This window comes from Lysinibacillus sp. 10T31 (assembly GCF_056394365.1).
The window spans coordinates 26,273-48,783 of the sequence record NZ_JBFTHS010000011.1; the positions used below are offsets into that span (position 1 = coordinate 26,273).

The window sequence follows — 22,511 nt, forward strand, 5'->3', positions numbered from 1 at the left end:
TATTTTTATAGGGATGCAGGTACTCGATCAATATTTTCTAGCATAATGCCTGTACCAATTGCTACACAATCCATAGGTTGCTCTGCAATGAACACAGGTACCTTTAGCTCTTCGATTAATAGCTGATCCATACCGTGTAGTAATGCACCACCGCCAGTAATAATGACCCCACGATCAATAATATCAGCTGATAGCTCTGGTGGTGTTTTTTCTAAAACATTTTTTGCAGATTGAACAATCATAGCAACCGATTCATGTAATGCACGTTCAATCTCCTCGGAGTGAATCGTTATAGTACGTGGTAAACCTGTTACCATGTCTCGACCACGAATGTCCATCGAATCATTTCGGCTACCTTTAAAGACTGTACCGATTGTAATTTTTATGGCTTCTGCAGTACGTTCACCAATTAGCAATTTATATTCTTTTTTAATATATTGTAAAATATCATTATCAAAAATGTCTCCTGCTACCTTGATGGACTCGCTCGTTACAATATCACCCATCGATAGGACTGCAATATCTGTTGTTCCGCCGCCAATATCGACTACCATATTGCCGCTAGGTTGGAATATATCCATGCCCGCTCCAATAGCTGCAACTTTTGGTTCTTCTTCTAAGTATACTTTTTTTCCACCTGATTTTTCTGCAGCTTCTCGGATAGCTTTTTGTTCAACACTAGTAATGTTTGTTGGACAGCAAATTAAAATACGTGGCTTAGCTAAAAATCCTTTGACGTTTAATTTGTTGATGAAATGTTTTAGCATCGCTTCTGTAACGTCAAAATCTGCAATGACACCATCTCGTAGTGGACGAATTGCAATAATATTACCCGGTGTACGCCCTACCATTTGGCGAGCCTCTTCCCCCACCGCTAATACTTTATTTGTTTTTTTATCAATCGCCACAACAGATGGTTCATTTAAGACGATGCCTTTACCTTTAACGTGTATTAATACGTTCGCAGTCCCTAAGTCAATGCCAATATCTTTCGAAAACATTTTATAATTTCTCCTTCCCGCCATTTCCAACTACATAACGTTCATTTTTATCTGTTTATCTAGAATATTTTATCATATACGATTGGTAATTACACCTAATTTTAGTTAATGGAACTGTCATTCTTTCAATTATATGAACACTTATTGAAAAGAAGAAATCGTTTCAGCACTTTTTTTATGGTTCATATTCTAGCTTGTCCTTTGCATCAAAAAAAAGAACGAATCATTCATGACTCGCTCTTTCTTTCCACTTGTTTTTCGTTGCCTCTCCTCCACGAATATGACGTACGGCCTTATGGTAGGCGAGTATTTCCTTCACTTGCTCAGCTAATCCTTCATGAATTGTTGGTAGTCGCTCTGTTAAATCTTTGTGCACCGTACTTTTAGAATAACCTGTCATTTTCGCGAGGACACGCACAGTTTCACGCGTCTCAATCAATAATTCACCGAGGCGTATGCAGCGCTTCCGAATGTGCTCGTGCACGTTCTTCGTCCTTTCCACACAATTTCACAAATGGCATCAGATGCACGTCTGCGTATTTCTTCACCTTATGTGAGGACAAAGCTGTTCAGAACACGTTTTACATTTTCACGATAAAATACCGATTTTTTATGCATTTTTTAGTATTAGTTTCTCTCAATGTATATTTTCATTTACTATATTTGAAATCTACGGGTTTTCCTATCATCTTTATGCTTCGGCATAATTGCCTCCGGAGGCTTTAAACCGACAAATGTTTTCTGTGCGAAAGCGAAGCGGCAGCGACAACAATTGTTTTTCTGCGCGAAAGCGAAGCGACAGGGACAATTGTTTTTCTGTGCGAAAGCGAAGCGGTAGCGGCAACATGTGAAGTTCTTAGCATTAGTTCCTCTATTTCAGCAGTTGTTTGGATACCCACTGAAAAGTGACTTAAACCAGCAGAAGCCTCCCACCTATAGAGGTGAGAGGCTTCTACTGAAATAAATTAAAATGCTAGTAATTTTTTCGGATTAATATATTTCCCGTTTTCTAGTACTTCAAAATGCAAGTTTACGCCAGCGCTTTGGTTCCACTCATTGTCAGTCGCTTTTCCAAGTACTTGACCTTGTGTTACCTCATCGCCTTCCTTGACAGCAATGTCTTTTACAGAGCTATAATGCGTTTCTTTACCATCTGCATGCTCAATAACAATTTTATTGCCTGTAAATGCATCAAGTTTTACTTGTTTTACTTTACCACTTAGAGCAGCAAGTACTTCAAATTCTTCACCATTCATAGAAAGAGTAATACCGGAAGATGTCGTAAATGTTTGATTAAATACCATTAGTGCTTTTTCACGTGACTCAGCATTAGCCTCTACTTCATAAAACTCTTGTGAAACTTGAATTTTACTTAGATTCGCTTCCTTGAATGGGTACTTCATTGTTTCTGTTTTTGCATTTGTTTCAACTACAGGACCTGAATCTACTTCTGCTACATTTGTTGACGGAGCCTCTTCTACTTTTGATACGAGACTATTGTAACCAAGCAGCAAACCTGCTAGCATTAGAGCCCCACCAGCGTAAACAACTGGCCAAAACCACGGTTTCTTCTGTAATTGAACTTTTTCATCTTGTTGACTTTGAGAAGTTTTACTATTTTTATCCTCTCTCATTTTCATCACCTCTAGTTGCAGTGTGAACAACTAGAAGTTATTTTAAACATGCATCTATCTTTTTTATTTCAATATCTTGATAATAATAGTGTAAAATTTCGTCAGCAGTTTTCCCATCACTTGCCATAGCCTCTGCTCCATATTGGCTCATTCCTACCCCATGCCCATATCCTTTCGTACTCACTTGCACTTTTCCAGCAGCAGAATTATATGCAATTTTAAAATCTGTTGATGGTATTTCTAAAAGTGTTCGTACTTCTCGTCCTGACCATACATTCTTACCTAACTGCATGCGCTCAACACGTCCTGAATCATTAAAAAAAAACTGTACACGGTTGAAGTCACTTGCCTGCCATTTAACAGGCCACAGTGCATTCCATTCAGCTAATGTCCATTCTTTCATCGCTGAAAACTTTGGTGATGTTAGATCCGAATTACTCGCAACACTTTGTAAATAAGGTACCTCATTGCCACTAAAATCGTAGGCACTTTCTGTTTTCCCATTACTCGTAGAATGAAACATTGCCGTAATTAATTCATTATTATATAGAAGAACTTGTCCTTTCGTTTCATTTATAGCCTCGACAATTTTCTTTTCATTCCCCGGGAAATTGCTAGTCCAATTCTCTTTTCTTTGCTCTTTATTGTAAAAAACTTGTCTAGCAACAGTAGGAGCGATAGCTATTTTACCGTAATTTGTCGATTTCAACGCGTATGTCCTTGCTGCAATAGCTTGCGCCTTTAAAGCTTCTTTATTAAATGACACAGGCATTTCTGCAGCTACCACACCAGTTACATACGTTTCTAAAGGGATTTTCTCCTGTTGTCCCTCCACTTCTATGAATATTTCACAAGCTTGCTCTGTTGTTACAGGCGAATCCTCAGCCTTAAGTCTCTCACCAAATGCCACAGGAAGCATATATAATGCTCCAATCAAACAAATCATGCCTATACTCATTATCCATTTTTTCATAAGGAATAATATGCTGAAACTCTTCAAAATATGTGATCGATAGAGAGCTCTAAAAATTGCTTATCACCATAACGTGAGGTTGATTTCCGCAGATACACTGTCACTGATGAGACGGTTTTAGTCCTTTTTCCATCTAATGTTCACTAATGAATCACCCTATTGCAGCGTCACTATCGCCAGTTTGGATTAAACTATAAAGAAAAAACCCTCTGCTCGTAAGCAAAGGGTTTATAAATCTATTTAGTTTGTTGGTAATTCAACAGTTGTTTTCTCTTTAATGATAACTTCCTCAACTGGTACACGTTCAATTTGTGCGCCAAGTGCAGCCAGCTTGCCATGGAAATCGACATAACCGCGATCTAAATGGTGAAGCTTTGTCACTCGAGTCATACCTTCAGATACAAGACCTGCTAAAATTAGTGCAGCCGCAGCTCGTAAATCAGTCGCCATTACTTCAGCACCCTGAATATTTACTGGCCCTTCGATAAACACAGAACGTCCTTCTATTTTAGCACCGGCATTCATGCGACGGAACTCCTCAACATGCATAAAACGATTTTCAAAAACCGTTTCCGTAATAATACTCGTACCTTCAGCAGTTAACATTAAGGCCATCATTTGAGATTGCATATCTGTCGGGAAGCCTGGATGTGGCATAGTTTTAATATCAACGGCTTTTAATGTTTTAGGAGCACGTACACGGATTCCTTCATCTAGCTCAGTGATTTCTACACCCATTTCACGCATTTTTGCAATTAATGCAGTCATATGCTCAGGAACAGCATTTTCAATCGTTACATCACCTTTTGTAATTGCTGCTGCAACCATAAATGTGCCAGCTTCAATACGGTCAGGAATAATATGATGTTCTGTTCCATATAATGTATCGACTCCTTCGATACGAATCGTATTCGTACCTGCACCGATGACACGACCACCCATACTATTAATGAAGTTTGCAAGATCTACAATTTCAGGCTCTTTTGCAGCATTTTCAATTACAGTTGTACCTTGCGCTAAGGCTGCAGCTGTCATAATATTTTCAGTTGCCCCAACACTTGGGAAATCCAAATACACATTTGCGCCTTTTAAACGTCCTTCTGCCTTCGCCTCTACATATCCATGGCCAAAAGAGATTTTTGCTCCCATAGCTTCAAAGCCCTTTAAATGTAACTCAATTGGACGGGAACCAATTGCACAGCCCCCTGGTAAAGCAACACGAGCATAACCATTTCGAGCAAGCAAAGAACCCATCACTAAAATCGATGCACGCATTTTACTAACAAATTCAAATTGAGCTTCACTAGAAAGTTCTTTAGTTGTATCTATATATACTGTATTATCCTCAGGTATATATGTAACTGCCGCATTTAGACTTTTAAGTACTTCATTTATAGTAAAGACATCTGCTAAGTTAGGGACTTCTTTAATTACATTTTCTCCTTTAGAAGCAAGTAAAGCCGCTGCTAGGATTGGTAACACCGCATTTTTTGCGCCCTCTACGCGCACTTTCCCTTGTAGCTTTTGGCCGCCAGTCACTATTATTTTTTCCACCCTATGTCCCTCCGAATTCAATCTATTAAACTATCAAAATTTTATTTTAAAAAGAAATATAATGTCATAATCAGTAAACAAACAACTCTATAGTACAACTTTTCTTACGCTCGTTCAAGCATCCAAATCACTATTTTACGTCATTTATTAATATTTTGCTATTTATTTATTGTACGCGTGATTTTTTTTTTTGTGAATGACCAATAACACGGAAGAAAAGCGTAAATTTCTAATATATACCCAAGGATTTGTGAACAAAAACCAAATCTAATGGATTTATATCAATTATTTCGAGGCATAATTTGTGCCCGAATTCTTCTCACCACCTTATGAGATGGGAGACTACTGTACCTGTCGCTACGCTTTCGGTACGAAAACACTTGTAGCTGCCGTTTCACTTTCGCTACGAAAACATTTGTAGCTGCCGTTTCACTTTCGCTACGAAAACGTTTGTAGCTGACGCTTTGCTTTCGCTACGAAAACATCTGTAGCTGCCGTTTCACTTTCGCTACGAAAACACTTGTAGCTGCCGTTTCACTTTCGCTACGAAAACACTTGTAGCTGACGCTTTGCTTTCGCTACGAAAACACTTGTAGCTGCCGTTTCACTTTCGCTACGAAAACATCTGTAGCTGACGCTTTGCTTTCGCTACGAAAACATCTGCTGAAAGTATTTAAACTTATTTTACATATTTCAAAGGACCACATAAATTATGTTATAAAGCCCTGTGAAACATGTAGATTCAATTACTAACATAAAGATAGTAAAAAGGGGCTATTAAAATAAATACGGAAGCTTCCCTGACCAGTTTGAAATTTGCAGAAAGAAATTAGAAACGGCTGATCCTATCGCAATACTTAATAAAATATAAATTAATTGGATTTGAAAAACTTTATTCTTTTTAAAGATTTTTTCTAGCATAAATGCTTGTAGCGCATAAAAAGTAATAGCGATAAAAAATAAATGCGATAAAATCCCTATTAAAGCTTCCTGCCCTATTGCCTGATATATTTCCATGTTGGTTCCTCCATATTAATTCCTCAGCGATACTCTCAAACGGTAGCATAATGTTAAAAAACGGACAGATGTTGAATCTGCCCGTTAAAATTTGAATTAGATATTACCCTCATGAACGTTGATACGATTCAACGCACGTTTTAATGCTAGGTCAGCACGTTTGAAATCAATGTTATCTTGTTTACCTTGAAGACGACCTTCAGCACGTTTAACGGCTTCTTTAGCACGTTTAACATCGATGCTTTCAGCAATTTCAGCAGACGGAGCTAAAATTGAGATTTTTTCAGGGCGAACTTCAATGAAACCGCCGCTTAAGGCAACTAGTTCAGTTGAACCGTTTTCTTTTTTAAGCTTCACTGCACCAATTGCAAGTGGAGCAACCATAGGAATATGGCCTGCAAGAACACCGATTTCACCTGAAGTTGTTTTAGCGATTACCATTGATACTTCAGAATCGTATACCGGGCCGTCGGGAGTGACAATATTGACTAGAACTGTCTTCATATTTTTTCCTCCTCGTCCCTAGTATTAAACCTCTACGCCCATGCTTTTCGCTTTTTCAACTACTTCATCAATAGAACCAACTAGACGGAAAGCATCTTCTGGTAGGTGATCCCATTTGCCATCAAGGATTTCCTTGAATGAGCGAACAGTTTCTTTAACAGGTACATAAGAACCTTTTTGACCAGTAAATTGTTCCGCAACGTGGAAGTTTTGAGATAAGAAGAATTGAATACGACGAGCACGTTCTACTGTTTGTTTATCTTCATCAGATAATTCATCCATACCTAAGATAGCAATGATATCTTGTAATTCACGGTAACGTTGGATTGTACGTTGTACACCAGTAGCGATTGCGTAGTGCTCAGCGCCTACGATTTCTGGTGATAAAGCACGAGAAGTCGAAGCTAATGGGTCAACCGCAGGGTAGATACCCATTTCTGATAATTTACGCTCAAGGTTAGTAGTTGCATCTAAGTGGGCGAAAGTTGTAGCTGGAGCCGGGTCAGTATAGTCATCGGCTGGTACATAGATCGCTTGAATAGAAGTTACAGAACCTTTGTTAGTAGATGTGATACGTTCTTGTAATTTACCCATTTCAGTTGCAAGTGTTGGTTGGTAACCTACCGCAGAAGGCATACGACCTAATAGGGCAGAAACCTCAGAACCTGCTTGTGTGAAACGGAAGATATTGTCGATGAATAAAAGTACGTCAGCACCTTGCTCATCACGGAAGTATTCTGCCATTGTAAGACCAGTTAAAGCTACACGCATACGTGCACCTGGTGGTTCGTTCATTTGACCGAATACCATCGCTGTTTGCTTGATAACGCCTGAATCGCTCATCTCGAAGAATAAGTCGTTCCCTTCACGAGTACGCTCACCTACACCAGCGAATACAGAGATACCTGAGTGCTCTTGTGCGATGTTGTTGATTAATTCTTGGATTAATACAGTTTTACCTACACCGGCACCACCGAATAGACCGATTTTACCACCTTTGATATATGGTGCTAATAAGTCTACTACTTTGATACCTGTTTCAAGAATTTCAACTGTAGTTGAAAGTTCATCGAAAGATGGTGCTTCGCGGTGAATTGAATCACGACGAACATCAGCTGGAATCTCTTCACCTAAGTCGATTACTTCTCCAAGTACGTTGAATACACGACCTAAAGTAACTTCACCAACTGGTACTGAGATAGCTTTTCCTGAGTCTGTTACTTCTGCTCCACGTTGTAAGCCATCAGTAGATGACATTGCAATTGTACGAACAGAATCATCACCTAAATGAAGAGCAACTTCTAATGCAAGAATTGTTGGTTCTTCATTAGGACGTTCAATCTTAACTGTTAGTGAGTTATAGATTGCTGGTAATTGGCCATTGTTAAATTTTACGTCAACAACTGGACCCATTACTTGAATAACATGTCCTTTATTCATTACTGTGTATCCTCCTATCGTATTCTTATACGACATTGGGAAGCTGGGCCTATTCTAAGGCTGCAGCTCCACCAACGATTTCTGTAATTTCTTGTGTAATCGCCGCTTGACGCGCACGGTTATATTGCAATGAAAGGTCTGAAATAAGATCAGATGCGTTATCAGTTGCATTTTTCATAGCCGTCATACGAGAAGCATGTTCACTTGCTTTTCCATCTAATAATGCGCCGTAAACTAAGCTTTCCGCGTATTGTGGAAGTAACACTTCAAGAATTGCTTCACCAGATGGCTCAAATTCGTAAGAAGCATTACTGCTAGCAGGTGCAAGATCTGTTAATGGAAGAAGTTTTTTCTCTGTCACTTCGTTAGCAATAGCGCTGACAAAGTGATTGTAGTACATATAAAGTTCATCATACGTACCGTCAATGAACATACCAACAGCTTTACGAGCGATTTCTTTAATATCAGCAAATGATGGTTGGTCCGGAAGACCGACAACATCGCTGACTACATTATGATCACGTTTCACAAAGTAGTCACGAACAACTCGACCTACCGCTAAAATAACGTATTCGTCTTTTGATTTATGACGCTCGTCAATTGTACGTTGAACTTGACGTAAGATACTTGAGTTGTAAGCACCTGCAAGACCACGGTCAGAACCAATGACTAAGTAAGCTGTTTTCTTAACAGGACGAGCAGTTAACATTGGATGTCCACTGTCTTTTGTCCCTGAAGCGATCGCGCCTACTACGTCCTGGATTTTTTCCATGTAAGGAACGTACGCTTTAGCGTTTTGCTCTGCACGACGTAACTTGGAAGAAGAAACCATCTGCATCGCTTTCGTAATTTGTTTCGTACTCTTTGTAGAATTAATACGACCTTTTATTTCGCGTAAGTTTACCACTGGTATTTCACCACCTTTTGTTTTTTAATCAAGTGACTAGCTCGAACTTATTCTGATTTAGCGAAAGTTTTTTTGAACTCAGTTAAAGCTGCTAYGTAATCAGCATCAGGAGCAAGTTCTTTTGTAGTACGAACGTGATCTAAAACGTTTGTGTGGTTTGTTTCTAACCAGCTTAAGAATTCACCTTCAAAGCGAACGATATCTTGTACTGGAATATCATCTAAGTGACCTTTAGTTAATGCATAAAGGATAGCAACTTGCTTTTCAACTTTAAGTGGTTTGTTTAGGTCTTGTTTAAGAACTTCAACCGTACGTTTACCACGCTCAAGTTTAGCCAGTGTGATTTTATCTAAATCAGAACCAAATTGAGCAAATGATTCAAGTTCACGGAATGCAGCTAAGTCAAGACGTAGTGTACCCGCAACTTTTTTCATCGCTTTAATTTGAGCAGATCCACCTACACGTGATACAGAAAGACCGGCGTTAATCGCTGGACGTACACCTGAGTTGAATAAGTCAGATTGTAAGAAAATTTGTCCATCAGTGATTGAGATTACGTTAGTTGGGATGTATGCAGAGATATCCCCAGCTTGTGTCTCAACGAATGGAAGAGCTGTAATAGAACCATTTTGGTATGTTTCGTTTAACTTCGCAGCGCGTTCAAGTAGGCGGCTGTGTAAGTAGAAAACGTCACCAGGGTATGCTTCACGACCTGGAGGACGGCGTAGAAGAAGTGAAAGTTCACGGTAAGCTGATGCTTGTTTAGAAAGATCATCATACACGATTAAAACGTGCTTACCTTGTAACATGAATTCTTCTGCCATAGAAACACCAGCAAATGGTGCTAAGTATAGTAATGGAGCTGGTTGAGATGCAGCAGCAGTTACAACGATTGTATAATCTAATGCACCGTGCTTACGTAACGTTTCAACTACACCACGTACAGTTGATTCTTTTTGACCGATAGCAACATAGATACAAATCATATTTTCACCAGTTTGGTTTAAGATTGTATCGATTGCGACAGATGTTTTACCTACTTGACGGTCACCGATGATCAACTCACGTTGACCACGACCGATTGGTACTAAAGCGTCAATCGCTTTGATACCAGTTTGTAGTGGTTCGTGTACTGATTTACGAGCCATTACACCGAAAGCTGGGCTTTCGATTGGACGAGATTTTGTTGTGTTGATTGGACCTTGTCCATCCACTGGTTGACCAAGTGGGTTTACAACACGACCAATTAGTTCTTCACCAACTGGTACTTCCATGATACGACCTGTACGACGAACTTCATCGCCTTCTTTGATGTCAGCGTATGGACCTAAGATTACGATACCAACGTTACCTTCTTCTAGGTTTTGAGCCATACCCATAACACCGTTAGAGAACTCAAGAAGTTCTCCAGCCATGGCGTTGTCGAGGCCATGAGCAAGAGCGATACCGTCACCAATACGGATAACTGTACCAACTTCGCTTACTTTAAGTTCAGATTCATAATTCTCAATCTGTTGTTTAATCAGACTGCTGATTTCTTCAGCCTTGATGCCCATGTATGTCACCTCTCACATTTCTAAATTATTAACCGATTAATTCACGTTTTAGGCGCTCAAGCTTGTTCGCTACTGAGCTATCATAAATATGATTACCGATTTGAACACGAATACCACCAAGAAGTGATGGATCAATTTCGTTTGTAATGTTTAATGATTGTTTCCCTACAAGTTTCGCAAATGTTGCTGAAATTTTAGCGCTTTCTTCAGTAGAAAGTGCACGAGTAGAGAATACTGTTGCATCTGCAGTACCTTGTGCCTGTGCAGCAAGCTCAGCATATGCGTTAGCAATAAGCTTCACTTCGTTTACACGCTTTTTCTCAACAAGTAGTTGAACTGTGTGTAAAACCTCAGGAGTTGCACTTGCAAAGATTTCTGCTACCATTTGTTTCTTACGTTCGATAGAGAACTTAGGAGCATTTAAAAGTGTTAAAAAATCAGGAGATTCTTTAACTACTGTTGTTAGCTCATTTAAGTCTGCTCCAACTTCAGCAAGAATGTTTTTTTGTTGCGCTAATTCAAAAAGCGCTTGTGCGTAACGTTTTGCTACAGTTGAATTACTCATCGAGCTTCCCCTGCCTTCGCAATCGTCTCTTCAATTAGAGCACGGTTGTCTGCCTCAGAAATCTCTTTGCTAAGGACTTTAGATGCTGCAAGTACAGATAATGAAACGACTTCATCACGTACAGCTGCAATAGCTTTTTCTTTTTCAGACTCAATTTCACGTAAAGCCGATTCTTTTAAGCGGTTTGCTTCATTGCGAGCTGCAGTAAGAATTTCTTCTTTTTGCGTTTCGCCTTGCTTCTTAGCGCCTTCAACAATCGATTGTGCTTCCGTACGAGCTTCTTTAAGAAGGCTCTTTTGTTCTTCTAAATATTGATGAGAATCTTTGCGGGCTTTTTCAGCTGCTTCGATTTCACTAGCTACTAATTCTTCACGTTGCTGCATGATGCCCATAAGTGGACCCCAAGCGAACTTTTTAAGTAAAAGCATTAACACTAAGAAGATAACTAATGTTGCGGCGATATCGCCACCATTGAAACCTGGCTCAGCGCTGCCTAGTACAAGATAATCTAAAAACACGATTGTTTCACTCCCTTCAAGAGCTTTAACTTCAACATAATAATTTAATTAATAAAAAAACTACCTATTTTAAAAAGCTATATTTACACATAGCTTTTATCAGTTCCAAAATGAATGGCGAAGTTTCATCTGGAGATTCCTGCTTCGCCACTAGAATTCAGTATACAACTGAATTATTTGTTCATTACGATGAATGCGATTACTACTGCGATGATTGGTAGGGCTTCAACTAATGCTACCCCGATGAACATTGTAGTTTGAAGAACGCCACGAGCTTCTGGTTGGCGAGCGATACCTTCTACTGTTTTTGAAACGATAAGACCGTTACCGATACCTGCACCAAGTGCACCTAGACCGATTGCGATTGCTGCTGCTAATAAACCCATTTGAAAATTTCCTCCTTGGAATTGTTTGTTTTTTTTTTGGTTCAAGCATAAGATATATGCTTTATATTAATGGTCATCGCTCACTTTATGAGCCATGTATACCATTGTTAACATTGTGAAGATAAAGGCTTGGATAAAGCCGATGAAAATAGAGAAACCTTGCCATGCCATCATTGGAACAATTGCTCCGATGAATCCAACAGCACCTGATGATGCTAAACCTGCGATTAAGCCAAGTAGAATCTCACCTGCATAAATGTTACCGTAAAGACGAAGACCTAATGTTAAAGTGTTCGCAAATTCTTCAACGATTTTTAGCGGGAACATGAATGACATTGGTTTGAAGAATGTACCAACATAATGGCCTGTCCCCTTCATTTTAATACCATAGAAATGTGTTAAGGCTAAAATCATTGCTGCAAGCGTCATTGTAACAGTTGGGTCAGCTGTAGGAGATTTCCACCAAAGTTCGCCGTTATAGACGATAGAGAATGGAAGACCTAATAAGTTAGATACAGCGATAAACATAATAAGTGTGATACCTAATATGTGGAATCGTCCGCCAGTTTTCCAGTCCATGTTGCTTTTTATGATGTTCTTTACGAAATCCATAATCCATTCCATAAAGTTTTGCATACCTGTAGGTTTTAACTTTAGGCTTCTAGTTGAAATAAAAGCGATTAAGAAAACGACTAAGGCCGCAACTAGTAACATCATTACAGTTGAAAGGTTGAACGTTAGCTTAAACAACCCAAAATCAACTACTTGTAATGGAGCTTCATGATTCATTGTTATTTTTCACCTCTCTTTCTAATTTAAAGCACATTAGCGGTTCCTTACATGTGACACAATTCTCTCGACAAAGAGAAAAACGTACGGAATCATTAGCCCTATGACCGTGCTAATTAAGTGAAAATAGTTTGGCAACGAAATGGCTAAAGCGACTGCCGCTACACCTGATGCAAAGCGAAGCGCTGTACCAAGTGAGCCTACTTTCTTCCCTTCACTAATGGATCGATCAAACTTGTCCATACGGCGAACTAAAATCCAAAAATTATACGTACCAAAGAATGCACCGATTGCGATGCCCGCAAAAACCGTTTGATAGGGTGTAAATCCCCAGCCTAATGCACAGAGTGCGAGCAAAAAAAATAACGCTCTCTTCTGCACAGCAATAATGTGATGCAAATCTAGCATTGGTTTGTAATCTCCTGAATCATTTTTTCGAGTAAAGAAACGTTTGCTGACCACTATGTGAAATCAGAAAAGAGCAGTGAAAAACACTACTCACAGCGGAATAGTAACGGGAGAGCGTCTTTTTGAAATTACAGGTGTAAATCCCAAAAAATATCTTACACCCCGAAACGCACAAAACGTTGCAAATCGACAGTTTATAGTTTGAACTGTCAATTTAGTAGAAACTTGATATAACAAGTGTTTCAACCTCTATTTACGATTTGAAACCCTTATCATTATTACCCTTTGTAAGCATACAATAGGAGATATTTGAAGTCAATTAGTAAAGGAGAAAAACTTCACAGTCACTATACTCTTGTCAAATTGTTGACAAATTTGTGTATGAAAATTCATAGCTTCAAAATCAAAGTTCACGTTTGTGCAAAAAAAAGCTAATTTACGACACATTTTTGCTCGTAAATTAGCTTGCCTATCGTGATTAGTACATTAGACTCATTTTTCAATTTCGAAAAGGGATATTACTTGCTTTTTTGTAAAAACGCTAAAAGAGCTTTCACAATACGTTCAGAAGCATGTCCATCACCATAAGGATTTGATGCTTTTGCCATTGCTTCATAGACATTTTTATCTTCTATTAATTGCTTAGCTAGAGAGTAGATTGTTTCTTCTTCCGTTCCTGCTAGCTTTAGAGTCCCAGCAGCAATACCTTCTGGTCGCTCTGTTGTATCTCTAAGTACCAAAACTGGTTTACCTAGTGATGGGGCTTCTTCTTGGACGCCACCAGAATCAGTTAAAATCATATAAGAATTAGCCGCAAAGTTATGGAAATCGAAGACCTCAAGAGGTTCAATTAAATGTACACGCTTATGATCTCCTAAAATTTCATTAGCTATTTCTCGTACAGCTGGATTCATATGGACTGGGTAAACAACTTGTACATCCTCATGCTCTTCTAGAATTCTTGTAATCGCTCTAAACATATGACGCATAGGTTCGCCTAGATTTTCACGACGATGCGCTGTCAATAAAATCATACGATCTGAACCTATTTTTTCTAACACAGGGTGTGTGTAATGTTCACTTACTGTTGTAGCTAATGCATCGATAGCTGTGTTACCAGTGACAAAAATAGTATCAGGATTTTTATTTTCATCTAAAAGGTTTTTCTTAGAGACTTCCGTCGGTGCAAAATGAAGATCAGCCATAACACCTGTTAACTGGCGATTCATTTCCTCTGGGTACGGTGAATACTTATTCCAAGTTCGAAGACCTGCTTCCACATGTCCGATAGCAATCTGGTTATAAAATGCAGCTAGACTTGCAATGAATGTTGTTGCTGTATCGCCATGTACTAAAACAATATCCGGTTTTGCTTCTTTCATGACTTTGTCTAAGCCTTGTAAGGCATTAGTCGTCACGTCAATTAATGTTTGACGATCCTTCATAATATTTAAATCATAGTCTGGTGTAATTTTAAATGTTTCTAAAACTTGATCGAGCATTTGGCGATGTTGTGCTGTTACCGTCACAATCGATTCTATTTGCTCAGGATACTTTTGTAACTCCAATACAAGTGGAGCCATTTTAATAGCCTCTGGTCTCGTACCGAAAATCGTCATTACTTTCCACTTTTTTGTCAAAACCATTTGCACCGTCCTTTGTTTTATTTGTATGAAAAATGTTTACTCCCATTGATCGGCATCATATAAAGCAAGAGTCGGGAAGTAATTCACCTAACATACTATGAAACGTCCTTCAACATTGAAGGACGCTCCCAAAAGTTATAAGTTTCCTAAAAATTACATACTAAATTCATTCAACTGTTTATGATTGACTCATCACCAAAAATTTCGGCGGTGAACCTTATTATTACTGTTGAAAACTGTTCAGTATTATTTCGTACCGAATAGGCGGTCGCCTGCATCACCTAAACCAGGGACAATGTAGCCATGGTCATTTAGTTTTTCATCAAGTGCAGCAATATAAATATCTACATCTGGATGATGTTCTTGAATTTCTTTTACACCCTCTGGCGCAGCGATTAAGCACATAAATTTAATGCTTTTCGCACCACGTTTTTTCAGTGAGTTGATCGCTTCCACTGCTGATCCACCAGTTGCAAGCATTGGGTCTACAATGATGAAATCACGTTCTTCTACATCTGCAGGAAGTTTTGCATAGTATTCTACAGGTTTTAACGTTTCTGGATCACGATAAAGACCGATATGTCCAACTTTAGCAGCTGGAATTAGATTTAATACGCCATCTACCATGCCAATACCTGCACGTAAAATCGGTACAATCGCAAGTTTCTTACCAGAAAGTACTTTTGTTTTAGCAACTGTGACAGGTGTCTCAATTTCAATTTCCTCTACTGGCATATCACGTGTAATTTCGAATGCCATTAATGTTGCTACTTCGTCTACTAGCTCACGAAATTCTTTTGTTCCTGTATTCTTATCACGAATATAAGTTAACTTGTGTTGGATTAGTGGATGATCAAATACGTATACTTTGCTCAAAGGGATTCTCTCCTAACCGTTCGGATTTCATTTTTATCTCACCTAGTATAACAGAAAAAAGGAGTCGTCTCAAAAATAAATTTGGGACAACTCCTTTTCAAGAATGTTTGCTACATATAATAGCGATTATTTATCGAGTATTGCATCTAACTGTTCTATTGTCATCGGCTTGTAATAGAAATAACCTTGTCCTACTGTACAGCCGAGTGCACGTAAAATTTCAACCTGCTCTTTATTTTCAATACCTTCTGCGACTGAAGTCATTCCTAAGTTTAATGCTAATTGGATAATGGATCGGACAATAGCAAGTGTAGCTGCATCATTTATATCATTAATAAAGCTTCGATCTATTTTCAATTCAGTAAACGGTAGTCTTTGTAAATAACTTAGTGATGAAAAACCTGTTCCAAAATCGTCCACCGAAGTTTTAAAGCCGTACTCTTTCAATTCCTGGATAATAGAAAAAGCAGTCTGAAAATCAACTAGGCCAATATTTTCCGTTACTTCTAAAATGATATATCTCGGATCAACATCGTATTTCCGAACGAGCTCCAGTGTATCCTGTACAAAATTAGCATAGTAAAAATGATCAGGCGAAATATTTACTGCTACCTTCACTAATTTTTTCCCTAATCTTTTGCGCTCTGCTAACCAGGAAAGAACAATCTCTAATATTTGATTATCGATTTCTCGTACCTTTCCTGCACTTTCTGCCACTGGAATAAAAATTGCTGGTGACACGAAACCGAGTTTTGGAGAAATCCAGCGGGCAAGCGCTTCAATACTTTGAATTTCACCTGTCCGTAAATCAACCTTTGGCTGTAAATTCACCGAGATTTCTTTATTTTTTATTGCTTGTGCCAAATGGTTTAACACTGTCATTTGCTGCTCGAGCACATCATTTCTTTCTTGTGTAAATATTTCCATATGAGTACCTGGTTTATTGGCCGCAAACGATACAGCATTATCCGCAAAGCGAATCGCATCATCAATTTTTATGTCATTGTTATATAAAGCAATTCCAGTTTTCAGTGTAATATAAATTTGCTTTCCACCCACAATAAAGGGCTGACGAATAATCTCTTTTATACGCCTCTTATAATAGAAGAAATCTTCATCGGGTGTCGCATTTGCAATGATTAAACTAGTGCTTGTAAATCTAGCAATATATTCGTTATGATCATCCTTCTCTTCATTTAGCCGTTTAGCAATTTGTCTTAAAAGTTCATCTCCTGCTTCACGACCATATAGCTCGACAATTTGATGGAATTCGCTTGGCTTTAAGATTTTGATATTGCCATTTTGACCGTACTCTTTTTCTACCTTGTTTAAAAAACCATGTCGATTAGGTAGCCCCGTTGTAATATCGATATAGGCTAAGTCCCATATCTTTTTTTGTATTCTTTCATATGAATATGCCAATGCAACAAGAGCACCAATTTTTCGGAACATGCTTTCAAAAAACTTTTGGTCATTAGAATATTGCTTTGAAAATATCACAAACAATCCAATTGCTTGCTGTTGTTGATTGTATATTGGCATAAACCATCCAAATGGCATTTCAGATAAATTGGCGAACATTTTATGTTCAATAGGAATATCAATTTCATCCAAACTCTTAACTAGAATGGATGTCTCACCTTGCATAACTCTCTTAAAAAATTCTTTGTTTTCACAACGCTCCGGCAAATCTTTTATTTTGCCATTCCCTTTAAAAATTCGTAATTGATCTGCCTCTGTTTTGACAAGTACCATACTTGATATTTTCGGCATAAAAAATTCATCTAGACTACTGCAAATAACACTCATCTTTTTATCAAAGGAATAGTCCTTTTCAATCGCTTCGTACATAGTTTTCTCAAGGTACATCAAAAATTCTTCGTTATGATAGTAAGTAACATCTTTCACAACTACTAGTACAAATACTGTTTCATTTTTTTTATTTTGAAATGGGAGTGCTTGTATCTCTGCCCAAAAAGGAGGTTTATCGAAGCAACTATGATGCAATTTTGCTTGTACCATGACTCCGTTATGTATTTTATCTTTAATCATCTCAATAGTTGTCTGTTGCTCGTTTAACATCAATGAAAAATAATCGTTATTTATTATTTGCGAACGTGTAGTATTTGTAAGCGTACAAAAAGAATCATTACATTCTACTACGCAATGATTTTTTGTTGTATCAAAAATTACATAACTTTCTTTAGATTTATCACCTAACCTACGAATTGTATTTAATAACATTTCATGTTCTATGATCATTGTTTTAGTAACCATCCAGCTCCCCCTCCCTTTATCGCTATCAATCTTTCTTTATATTGTACATAAACATTCAATAAATTGTCACTTTTATGAAAATAATTCTGGACATTATCTGTCTCTCTCTATTATATAATATATCCTTTTCTACTAAGTTTATGTAAATAAATTCAAAAATAGGAGTATTTTATTTCCATATAAACAAAAATAGCCCATCGCTAAAATGTATGGTTGCTTTTCGTTCTACCAGGGGCTTTCCTGAGGGGTGTCCGATGAGCTGCTAAGCCTCATCTGTGATCAACCAATAAAAAAAGCTGTGGTTAAAGTGATAGAGTTCACTTTAACCACAGCTATATTTAATCAATTATGCCTCGGCATAATTGCGTCCGGAATCGGCTTTGTGCTTAGGCCTGCACGATGCAGGTCAGTTAGCCGTTATCGCATGGATGCGATGATTTTAGGCTAACATCCTCTAAGAACTCCTTTCCGATTCAATGACATCCGCCGGAGGCTTTAACTTCTTTCAGCGGATGTTTGGATATCCGCTAAAAAGTAACATCTCACCACCTATAGAGGTGGGAGTTGAATGCTGAAAGAAGTTAGATTATACGTATAATGGATGTTTGTCAGTTAATGCTTTTACGCGAGCTTTCGCTTCAGTTTTAACTGCTTCATCTTCTGGATTTTTAAGAACAGTAGCAATAATTGCACCAACTTCTTTCATGTCCTCTTCATTGAAGCCACGAGATGTTACTGCCGGTGTACCAATGCGGATACCAGAAGTTACGAATGGTGATTCTGTATCGTAAGGAATTGTATTTTTATTTGTTGTAATGCCTACTTCATCAAGTGCGTGCTCTGCTACTTTTCCTGTTAGGCCAAGAGATTTCACATTAAGAAGTAGCAAGTGGTTATCCGTACCACCAGATACAATTTCAACACCTTCTGCAATTAATACTTCTGCTAAAGCTTTAGCATTAGCTTTAATTTGTTTTGCATACTCTTTGAATTCTGGCTGTAATGCTTCACCGAATGCAACAGCTTTTGCAGCGATTACGTGCATTAATGGTCCACCTTGGATACCTGGGAATACAGATTTATTAAGCTTTTGCTCCCATTCTTTCGAAGCAAGGATTAGACCACCACGTGGGCCACGTAATGTTTTATGTGTTGTAGATGTCACAAAATCAGCATATGGTACCGGTGATTGGTGCTCACCAGCAGCCACAAGACCAGCGATATGTGCCATATCCACCATGAAATATGCTCCTACTTCATCAGCGATTTCACGGAATTTAGCGAAATCGATTTCTCGTGGGTATGCAGATGCACCTGCAACAATTAATTTTGGCTTATGCTCTAACGCTTTTTGGCGTACATCTTCATAATCGATTACTTGAGTATCTTTTGTTACGCCATATTCAACAAAGTTATATAGAATCCCTGAGAAGTTTACAGGAGATCCATGTGTTAAGTGACCGCCATGAGATAGATTCATCCCAAGTACAGTATCATTTGGTTCTAAAATCGTGTGGTATACAGCCATGTTTGCTTGTGCACCAGAGTGTGGTTGTACGTTTGCATACTCTGCTCCAAAGATTTCTTTCACACGATCACGTGCGATATCTTCCACCACATCTACGTGTTCACAGCCGCCATAGTAGCGTTTACCTGGATAACCTTCAGCATATTTATTTGTTAGAACAGAACCTTGTGCTTCCATTACTGCTTCAGTTACAAAGTTTTCTGATGCAATTAACTCGATATTTGCTTGTTGACGTTTTTTTTCCGCAAGAATTCCGTCTAATACTGCTTTGTCTTGTACTGCTAATTTTTCGTATGCCATGTTTGAAAAAGCCTCCTAAGTATAATCGTTATTTGTATACCACTGATTCCAGAGGTAATTTTATTTATATACAGCACGCTCTCCGCCAATCAGCTTTGGACGTGTTGTTGCAATTGTTACAACCGCTTCTCCTACCATTCGCACAGAAGTACGAACTGGAACAGCTACTGCCTTTAAATGCATACCTATAAGTGTTTGACCAATGTCAATCCCTGCATTTGCTTGCACAGATTCCACAACAACTGGATTTGTAAATTGCGTGAATGCATAAGCAGACATCGAACCGCCTGCTGTACGAACTGGTACAACTGTTACTGGTTCATAACCAAATTGATCTGCTGTTGTTGCTTCCATTGTAATAGCACGATTAATATGCTCACAGCCTTGGAACGCTAGATGTAGTTGATGTTTCTTTGCAAATGCCTGCAACGGCTCAAAAATCGCTTCTCCAATTTCAAGCGCGCCTGCTGTGCCAATTTTCTGACCAATCACTTCAGATGTCGAGCAACCTACAACAAAAATAGTATTTGGTCGTAGGATTACCTGCTCTTCAAATTCACTGAGTAACTGAGTTAAATGTGTTCGTATTTGTTGTACAACCACTATGCTCAGCCCCTTTATTTCTAATATTTATGTCCAACAGCTAAAAAGCACTCTTTGACGAAGCTTTCTGCTTAGGACATATGTTAATAAACTTAATTGCTTTTCTTATTGCTCAAGCTCAGTGATTTTTTCAATGCGTCGCGTATGACGACCACCTTCAAAATCTGTTTCAAGCCATACTTTAGCGATTTCACGTGCAAGGCCTGGCCCAATAACACGCTCACCCATTGCTAAAATATTTGAATCATTGTGGCAACGCGTTGCTTTTGCGCTAAATAAATCATGTACTAAAGCACAACGAATCCCCTTAATTTTATTTGCAGCAATGGACATACCAATTCCTGTACCACAAATTAAAATACCTTTATCAAATTCCCCGCTAGCAACACCTTCAGTTACTGGTTTTGCATAATCAGGATAGTCTACTGAATCCGCAGATTGTGGACCAAAATCTTCGTAGCTAATATTTAGCTCATCTAACAGCTGCATAATCTCACGACGTAAGTTATTGCCTCCGTGATCAGAAGAAATTGCTATTCTCACTGGGTTCCCTCATTTCGAAATTATAGTCAACACTAGTGTACCACTTCTATCTCAAGAATAACATGATTTTTCTTGCATTTTTATGCTGATTTCTCCTAAAAGACGAACGTTTCTTGTAAGCACGAACAAAATCATTCACTTTTAAACTCATTTACCTGTGGATATTGTGAATATCATGTTGATAAATTCGGATAATGGTCTCTTGTCGTAATATTCTATCTTCTAAAGTTTTTTTACCTTTGCAATTACAGTGGACATGCTATATCAATATTTTTTCTATGTATTACCAGTAGTTGGAACTATAGAGGAATTCTATGTAAAATGCGAGTGTGGCGTAATGGATGTGAAGCTTTCTTTGTTGATGTCCTATCCGTCGATGTAGCTCTTCTTGCCGTCGTTGCTGCACTTATTTTCCGTCGCTTGGCGGGCTATCCGTCGCTTCGGCAGTTCTTTCCGTCGTTGCCGCACTTCTTTCCATCGCTCTGCGGACTATCCGTCACTTCTGCTCTTCTTTCCGTCGGTTTCTTCTCTTCATCCGTCGCTTCAGCAGTTCTTTCCGTCGTTGCCGCACTTCTTTCCGTCGCTTGGCGGGCTATCCTTCACTTCGGCTCTTCTTTCCGTCGGTTTCTTCTCTTCATCCGTCGCTTCAGCAGTTCTTTCCGTCGTTGCCGCACTTCTTTCCGTCGCTTGGCGGGCTATCCTTCACTTCGGCTCTTCTTTCCGTCGGTTTTTTCTCTTCATCCGTCGCTTCAGCAGTTCTTTCCGTCGTTGGCGCTCCTCTTTCCGTCGCTCTGAGGGCTATCCGTCACTCCTGCTCTTCTTTCCGTAGTCGCTACTTTTCTTATCCATCGCTTTACGGGTTATCCTTCATCTCGGCTTTTCTTTCCGTCGCTTTCCTCTCTATATCCGTCGCTCTGTCAGTTCTATCCGTCGTTGATGCTATTTCTCCCCTCGCTTAGTGGACTATCCTTCGCTTCGGCTTTTCTTTCCCTCACTTTCCTCTTTCTATCCACGACTTTGACGATTCTATCCACGATTTTCGACTTTCTATCCGCAGCTTTAACGTTTCTATCCATGATTTTCGACTTTCTATCCGCAGCTTTGACGTTTCTATCCACGATTTTCGACTTTCTATCCGCAACTTTAACGTTTCTATCCACGATTTTTGACTTTCTATCCGCAACTTTAACGTTTCTATCCGCAGCTTCGACGTTTCTATCCTTCACTTTCGACTTTCCATCCATCGCTTTGCGGGCTATCCTTCACTTTGGCTTTTCTTTCCGTCGCTTTCCTCTCTCTATCCGTCGCTCCGGCAGTTTTATCCGTCACTGCTCCCCTTCTATCCGCCGCTTTGTAGGCTTCTTTCACTTCAGCTCTTCCATCTCGCCACTTTCATCTCTACAGGCACCATTCCACAAGTCTTAATACGACATAAAAAAACTGTAGCAAACTCGATACCCACCCGAGTTTGCTACAGTCTAAAATC

At 38.9% G+C, this 22,511-nt stretch carries 23 protein-coding genes; 1 reads left to right on the forward strand and 22 read right to left on the reverse strand.

From position 1 onward, the window contains the following. Positions 1 to 5: 5 nt before the first annotated feature. From mreB to rpiB, 21 genes are all read right to left on the reverse strand, one after another. Positions 6 to 1,001: a rod shape-determining protein MreB gene (mreB, locus tag AC1DCY_RS08420; protein WP_477349160.1), complete on the reverse strand. Its 996-nt coding sequence runs from the start codon at positions 999 to 1,001 to the stop codon at positions 6 to 8. A 223-nt stretch (positions 1,002 to 1,224) separates the two neighbouring features. Next, complete coding sequence (locus AC1DCY_RS08425) at positions 1,225 to 1,485, reverse strand: sporulation transcriptional regulator SpoIIID (protein ID WP_079559420.1); 261 nt, start codon at positions 1,483 to 1,485, stop codon at positions 1,225 to 1,227. Positions 1,486 to 1,966: 481 nt separating this feature from the next. Beyond that, positions 1,967 to 2,635 carry a peptidoglycan DD-metalloendopeptidase family protein gene (locus AC1DCY_RS08430; protein ID WP_477349163.1) on the reverse strand — a complete coding sequence of 223 codons (669 nt, stop codon included), beginning with the start codon at positions 2,633 to 2,635 and terminating at the stop codon, positions 1,967 to 1,969. A 37-nt stretch (positions 2,636 to 2,672) separates the two neighbouring features. Further along, complete coding sequence (spoIID, locus tag AC1DCY_RS08435) at positions 2,673 to 3,581, reverse strand: stage II sporulation protein D (RefSeq protein ID WP_477349164.1); 909 nt, start codon at positions 3,579 to 3,581, stop codon at positions 2,673 to 2,675. A gap of 267 nt (positions 3,582 to 3,848) precedes the next feature. After that, the gene (gene murA, locus AC1DCY_RS08440) at positions 3,849 to 5,162 is read right to left on the reverse strand and encodes a UDP-N-acetylglucosamine 1-carboxyvinyltransferase (RefSeq protein ID WP_477349165.1); all 1,314 of its coding nucleotides are present in this window, start codon (positions 5,160 to 5,162) and stop codon (positions 3,849 to 3,851) included. A gap of 777 nt (positions 5,163 to 5,939) precedes the next feature. Beyond that, complete coding sequence (locus AC1DCY_RS08445; RefSeq protein ID WP_049668029.1) at positions 5,940 to 6,179, reverse strand: DUF1146 family protein; 240 nt, start codon at positions 6,177 to 6,179, stop codon at positions 5,940 to 5,942. Between the two features lie 96 nt (positions 6,180 to 6,275). Beyond that, positions 6,276 to 6,683: a F0F1 ATP synthase subunit epsilon gene (locus tag AC1DCY_RS08450; RefSeq protein ID WP_268636088.1), complete on the reverse strand. Its 408-nt coding sequence runs from the start codon at positions 6,681 to 6,683 to the stop codon at positions 6,276 to 6,278. 24 nt (positions 6,684 to 6,707) lie between these two features. Beyond that, positions 6,708 to 8,123 (reverse strand): F0F1 ATP synthase subunit beta, encoded by a 1,416-nt coding sequence (atpD, locus tag AC1DCY_RS08455; RefSeq protein ID WP_079559414.1) that lies wholly within the window; start codon positions 8,121 to 8,123, stop codon positions 6,708 to 6,710. A gap of 49 nt (positions 8,124 to 8,172) precedes the next feature. After that, the gene (gene atpG / locus AC1DCY_RS08460; RefSeq protein WP_477349168.1) at positions 8,173 to 9,030 is read right to left on the reverse strand and encodes an ATP synthase F1 subunit gamma; all 858 of its coding nucleotides are present in this window, start codon (positions 9,028 to 9,030) and stop codon (positions 8,173 to 8,175) included. Between the two features lie 47 nt (positions 9,031 to 9,077). After that, entirely contained in the window at positions 9,078 to 10,586 is a 1,509-nt protein-coding gene (gene atpA, locus AC1DCY_RS08465; RefSeq protein WP_477349170.1) for a F0F1 ATP synthase subunit alpha, read from the reverse strand. A gap of 28 nt (positions 10,587 to 10,614) precedes the next feature. Further along, positions 10,615 to 11,151: a F0F1 ATP synthase subunit delta gene (locus AC1DCY_RS08470; protein WP_477349171.1), complete on the reverse strand. Its 537-nt coding sequence runs from the start codon at positions 11,149 to 11,151 to the stop codon at positions 10,615 to 10,617. Further along, the gene (atpF, locus tag AC1DCY_RS08475; RefSeq protein WP_400725758.1) at positions 11,148 to 11,669 is read right to left on the reverse strand and encodes a F0F1 ATP synthase subunit B; all 522 of its coding nucleotides are present in this window, start codon (positions 11,667 to 11,669) and stop codon (positions 11,148 to 11,150) included. The genes AC1DCY_RS08470 and atpF overlap by 4 nt, the downstream gene beginning before the upstream one ends. 173 nt (positions 11,670 to 11,842) lie before the next feature. After that, positions 11,843 to 12,055 (reverse strand): F0F1 ATP synthase subunit C, encoded by a 213-nt coding sequence (atpE, locus tag AC1DCY_RS08480; RefSeq protein ID WP_049668022.1) that lies wholly within the window; start codon positions 12,053 to 12,055, stop codon positions 11,843 to 11,845. A 66-nt stretch (positions 12,056 to 12,121) separates the two neighbouring features. Beyond that, on the reverse strand, positions 12,122 to 12,844 hold the full coding sequence (gene atpB, locus AC1DCY_RS08485) for a F0F1 ATP synthase subunit A (protein WP_477349173.1): 723 nt from the start codon (positions 12,842 to 12,844) through the stop codon (positions 12,122 to 12,124). Positions 12,845 to 12,880: 36 nt separating this feature from the next. Beyond that, complete coding sequence (locus AC1DCY_RS08490) at positions 12,881 to 13,252, reverse strand: ATP synthase subunit I (protein ID WP_053484445.1); 372 nt, start codon at positions 13,250 to 13,252, stop codon at positions 12,881 to 12,883. A gap of 518 nt (positions 13,253 to 13,770) precedes the next feature. Continuing rightward, positions 13,771 to 14,892, reverse strand: coding sequence for a non-hydrolyzing UDP-N-acetylglucosamine 2-epimerase (gene wecB / locus AC1DCY_RS08495; protein WP_477349275.1), 1,122 nt, complete (start codon positions 14,890 to 14,892; stop codon positions 13,771 to 13,773). A gap of 252 nt (positions 14,893 to 15,144) precedes the next feature. Further along, the gene (gene upp / locus AC1DCY_RS08500; RefSeq protein WP_197139680.1) at positions 15,145 to 15,774 is read right to left on the reverse strand and encodes a uracil phosphoribosyltransferase; all 630 of its coding nucleotides are present in this window, start codon (positions 15,772 to 15,774) and stop codon (positions 15,145 to 15,147) included. A gap of 126 nt (positions 15,775 to 15,900) precedes the next feature. Next, positions 15,901 to 18,051: an EAL domain-containing protein gene (locus tag AC1DCY_RS08505; RefSeq protein WP_477349175.1), complete on the reverse strand. Its 2,151-nt coding sequence runs from the start codon at positions 18,049 to 18,051 to the stop codon at positions 15,901 to 15,903. 586 nt (positions 18,052 to 18,637) lie between these two features. Continuing rightward, positions 18,638 to 19,879, reverse strand: a complete 1,242-nt coding sequence (gene glyA / locus AC1DCY_RS08510; protein ID WP_477349177.1) for a serine hydroxymethyltransferase — start codon at positions 19,877 to 19,879, stop codon at positions 18,638 to 18,640. 60 nt (positions 19,880 to 19,939) lie between these two features. Beyond that, positions 19,940 to 20,482, reverse strand: coding sequence for a TIGR01440 family protein (locus AC1DCY_RS08515; protein WP_477349179.1), 543 nt, complete (start codon positions 20,480 to 20,482; stop codon positions 19,940 to 19,942). A gap of 105 nt (positions 20,483 to 20,587) precedes the next feature. Then, positions 20,588 to 21,025, reverse strand: a complete 438-nt coding sequence (gene rpiB / locus AC1DCY_RS08520) for a ribose 5-phosphate isomerase B (RefSeq protein ID WP_477349181.1) — start codon at positions 21,023 to 21,025, stop codon at positions 20,588 to 20,590. A 321-nt stretch (positions 21,026 to 21,346) separates the two neighbouring features. On the opposite strand from rpiB, the gene AC1DCY_RS08525 reads away from it, so the two are divergent. Beyond that, complete coding sequence (locus AC1DCY_RS08525) at positions 21,347 to 21,820, forward strand: hypothetical protein (RefSeq protein ID WP_477349183.1); 474 nt, start codon at positions 21,347 to 21,349, stop codon at positions 21,818 to 21,820. A gap of 128 nt (positions 21,821 to 21,948) precedes the next feature. Here the strand turns inward: AC1DCY_RS08525 and AC1DCY_RS08530 are convergent, their stop codons facing one another. Beyond that, positions 21,949 to 22,269, reverse strand: a complete 321-nt coding sequence (locus AC1DCY_RS08530; protein ID WP_477349184.1) for a hypothetical protein — start codon at positions 22,267 to 22,269, stop codon at positions 21,949 to 21,951. Positions 22,270 to 22,511 lie beyond the last annotated feature (242 nt).

What these genes read in the sequence shown, in the direction of transcription:
- mreB (WP_477349160.1), bottom strand. Translation starts at nt 1,001, where the DNA reads ATGTTTTCGAAAGATATTGGCATTGACTTAGGGACTGCGAACGTATTA.
- AC1DCY_RS08430 (WP_477349163.1), bottom strand. Translation starts at nt 2,635, where the DNA reads ATGAGAGAGGATAAAAATAGTAAAACTTCTCAAAGTCAACAAGATGAA.
- spoIID (WP_477349164.1), bottom strand. Translation starts at nt 3,581, where the DNA reads ATGATTTGTTTGATTGGAGCATTATATATGCTTCCTGTGGCATTTGGT.
- AC1DCY_RS08445 (WP_049668029.1), bottom strand. Translation starts at nt 6,179, where the DNA reads ATGGAAATATATCAGGCAATAGGGCAGGAAGCTTTAATAGGGATTTTA.
- AC1DCY_RS08450 (WP_268636088.1), bottom strand. Translation starts at nt 6,683, where the DNA reads ATGAAGACAGTTCTAGTCAATATTGTCACTCCCGACGGCCCGGTATAC.
- atpD (WP_079559414.1), bottom strand. Translation starts at nt 8,123, where the DNA reads ATGAATAAAGGACATGTTATTCAAGTAATGGGTCCAGTTGTTGACGTA.
- AC1DCY_RS08470 (WP_477349171.1), bottom strand. Translation starts at nt 11,151, where the DNA reads ATGAGTAATTCAACTGTAGCAAAACGTTACGCACAAGCGCTTTTTGAA.
- atpE (WP_049668022.1), bottom strand. Translation starts at nt 12,055, where the DNA reads ATGGGTTTATTAGCAGCAGCAATCGCAATCGGTCTAGGTGCACTTGGT.
- atpB (WP_477349173.1), bottom strand. Translation starts at nt 12,844, where the DNA reads ATGAATCATGAAGCTCCATTACAAGTAGTTGATTTTGGGTTGTTTAAG.
- AC1DCY_RS08490 (WP_053484445.1), bottom strand. Translation starts at nt 13,252, where the DNA reads ATGCTAGATTTGCATCACATTATTGCTGTGCAGAAGAGAGCGTTATTT.
- AC1DCY_RS08505 (WP_477349175.1), bottom strand. Translation starts at nt 18,051, where the DNA reads ATGGTTACTAAAACAATGATCATAGAACATGAAATGTTATTAAATACA.
- glyA (WP_477349177.1), bottom strand. Translation starts at nt 19,879, where the DNA reads ATGGCATACGAAAAATTAGCAGTACAAGACAAAGCAGTATTAGACGGA.
- AC1DCY_RS08525 (WP_477349183.1), top strand. Translation starts at nt 21,347, where the DNA reads ATGCGAGTGTGGCGTAATGGATGTGAAGCTTTCTTTGTTGATGTCCTA.
- AC1DCY_RS08530 (WP_477349184.1), bottom strand. Translation starts at nt 22,269, where the DNA reads ATGGATGGAAAGTCGAAAGTGAAGGATAGAAACGTCGAAGCTGCGGAT.